Raw genomic sequence first — 2,692 nt, 5'->3', positions numbered from 1 at the left:
TTGTAGCTTACGGCCGGACTGTTCATCCCAACCCATTATCCGACAACCGTTAAGCCGCTGACAACGTGACATCACCCATCAGGCAGATGCTGTCAAAGCTGGGGCGCGTATGATGGAAGATAAGAGTGGTTTATATAGAATGAGGAAAGTTGATTGTGTGGTGGATGCACTGACGAAATGAGGCTTATGTAGAGAGGGGCGCTCTTCCTTATTGGACCGCTTTTTTATAATCTCCAGCCGCTACAGTGGGCGTCGTTTCGACGCACTACAAGGTATCTTTTGAATGTGTCCCTTGGGTCGCCGTATAAGTCGCCTCTTCCGTGTAGTCCAAAGGGCACGACTTTAGCGACTGCAAAGGGCTGCCCTTTGAACTGTAGCGAGAGCGACTCGACGCGACCTAAGGGAGACATCAAAAGATGCCCTTCTATTGCACCGAAACGGCACCCGTGCCGTTTCGCGATTATAAAAATTGCGGTCCAATAAGGAAGAGCGCCCCTCTCTACATAAGCTTCATTTCGTCCTCGCATTTCACCACGGACAATCAAAGCTCCGCTGTGTCAATCCTTACTCTCGCCGAACACCGCAAACGTTCTTTCTTCCATCACGAAGCACAATTAAACGACTCACACACACTCTCTCTCGATGTCGTGGGCCGCTGGCATTCCAATCATCATGCAAACTTCTGACTTCCTGAAGTCCCTCATAGAGAATCGCAGGAGTCAGTACAATACTCTTCAGGGAAACGATGTTACCCTCTCGTTCGCCTATATGACAGAGGATGATGCCCGCAGCGCTGTTTCAGAGCGCGACATCAGCGGCGTCGTCTGCTCGGTATCGTCTGTGTATCCGGATGCGCTTCCGGCCAATACCTTTGATGCCGGGTTCAACTGGTTCATCGCTTTCCCCAGTAACAGCTCGACCCCGATCGACGTGGTAGCATGGGGGAAAGCGATAAGGGCATGATCAAAGTCGCCCCGCATTGGCCTGGCGCGTATTTGTGTGATGTTGTGCGTTTTGTTCAGTTGTTTATTTTCCTTTGGTTTGTAAGCATTTGCTATTGTTGCTATTTGTTATTGTTTCGTTAGCTATGAGTTTGCGCCCATGGCGTGATGTTGTTGTACTGTTTACTGAATTCATTAAATACCAGGCAAGTTTGCACGTTTATATTCGCTTCTGTTTGCATTTGCTCATTTTACAAAAAAATGGAGACACTGTTATATGCGCTGGATAGATAACAAACGGATATCAAATGTTCTCTACTGTATGACCATCAAGGTCAATAGCACTATAAGCTATATCATCAAATGATGATACTTAGCATTTTACGATTATTTTCAATACCTCTCTGAGGCAGACCGACAGTGACCGATCTGACGTAGACTGAAAGCGACGTCATATGTCGCGCGAGACAGAAAATGGCAACTTCCGGGCTCGCGCCAAGCGCGAGTCCGGCATGACATTTACATCAGGATATATCCTGCCGCCGCCGCTTCGAATTGCCTCTCCATGTTCTACGTTGAGCTCACAGATACTTGGAGCGTATCCATCCGAGCAGGGCCGCAGGATTTTGGACGCCGCGCGTGGTCACGTGGGTTCATGGAGATCGATGAGGACAAGATCGACGATGCCGTCTTGGCGCTGTTATGGCTGACGCTGCATAACGAGCGTTGTGCCTGGAAGGGCTTCGACTGGGCAACGACGGATCGGCTTCACAAGAAGGGCATGATCGGAGCGTTGGTGCATGTATCCTTTGTCAACGGTTTGGCGATAGGCAGGCAGGATCGAAATCAGCTTGATCCGAGTGCCATGCCGTACAAACAACGCCGATCGTCGTCATCACGTCGGAAAGATGAAATTCAGGGTGACGAATTGGCGTGACTACGAAGCAGGTCTGAGCCGGCGTGGTAGCCTGACCTTATGGGTAACGCCGGAGGCACTGGCAGGATAGCGCGCTCCGCGTCGCAAGACCCGCGGCGGCCAAGCCCGGTATTCCGATCTCGCCATTGAGACTGCGCTGACGCTGCGTTGCGTCTTCGCAATGCGGCTGCGCCAGACCGAGGGATTGCTCCACTCGCTGCTGGATCTCTTGGGGCTGAAAGTCCCAGTTCCAGATCGTACGACGCTGAGCCGTGGGGCACAGAAGTGGGAGCCATCAGCCCGACGAAACCCGCTGCTGCCGGACGGCCCGCTGCATGTGCTTGTCGATAGCACGGGATTGAAAGTCTACGGCGCCGGGCAGTGGCTGGAGCAAAAACATGGCGCCAGATCACGTGGCGGGACTGTCAGATCCCATGGGCGGGTGGATAGCGCTCTGCTCTTTGACAGATTGGAGTTGTTCACCCACCACTCTGGAGACAACCATGCTTGTAGTAGCTGACCGACCCAAAGAACCGACCGCCATCCGCACCGATCTTGGTGCAATTTTCGTTTCGATGGTGTGATGCCATGAAGGTCGCGAGACACGCGCGGGCTTATCTAGGCGCTCTTTGAGGGCTTCGTAAGGGGTCTTCCCTTTGAAGGCACCATGTGGCCTAGCGAGGTTATAGAAGCGTTCCCACTCGCGCAGCTTGGCTTCGAGATCGACATCGTCCTTATAGGTAAGGAGTTGATAGAACGGTGATGTCACGTTGTCAGCGGCTTAACGGTTGTCGGATAATGGGTTGGGATGAACAGTCCGGCCGTAAGCTACAAG

General features: G+C 52.3%; 2 protein-coding genes and 2 pseudogenes. 3 read left to right on the top strand and 1 reads right to left on the bottom strand.

The genetic code is table 11. From position 1 onward, the window contains the following. The first annotated feature begins 672 nt into the window (after window positions 1–672). The 3 genes and pseudogenes from AC0L3D_RS36305 to AC0L3D_RS36295 all read left to right on the top strand — a co-directional run. A complete protein-coding gene (locus tag AC0L3D_RS36305; RefSeq protein ID WP_473647487.1) occupies window positions 673–963 on the top strand; it encodes a hypothetical protein in 291 nt (96 codons plus the stop codon). 633 nt (window positions 964–1,596) lie between these two features. Then, a complete protein-coding gene (locus AC0L3D_RS36300; RefSeq protein ID WP_473647486.1) occupies window positions 1,597–1,878 on the top strand; it encodes a DUF6429 family protein in 282 nt (93 codons plus the stop codon). Continuing rightward, window positions 1,850–2,356: pseudogene (locus AC0L3D_RS36295) on the top strand (transposase); the annotation flags it as partial. The gene AC0L3D_RS36300 and the pseudogene AC0L3D_RS36295, both read left to right, overlap by 29 nt. A 120-nt stretch (window positions 2,357–2,476) precedes the next feature. Here the strand turns inward: AC0L3D_RS36295 and AC0L3D_RS36290 are convergent. After that, a pseudogene (locus AC0L3D_RS36290) lies at window positions 2,477–2,614 on the bottom strand (IS481 family transposase); the annotation flags it as partial. Between the last annotated feature and the right edge of the window lie 78 nt (window positions 2,615–2,692).

The sequence above is a fragment of the Mesorhizobium sp. WSM4837 genome (genome assembly GCF_055811435.1).
The sequence above is the reverse complement of the archived record's forward strand: the minus strand, read 5'-3'. Positions and strand labels throughout refer to the sequence as shown.

Excerpts from the sequence above, each read along its gene's own strand:
- AC0L3D_RS36305 (WP_473647487.1), top strand. The coding sequence starts at position 673 with ATGCAAACTTCTGACTTCCTGAAGTCCCTCATAGAGAATCGCAGGAGT.
- AC0L3D_RS36300 (WP_473647486.1), top strand. The coding sequence starts at position 1,597 with ATGGAGATCGATGAGGACAAGATCGACGATGCCGTCTTGGCGCTGTTA.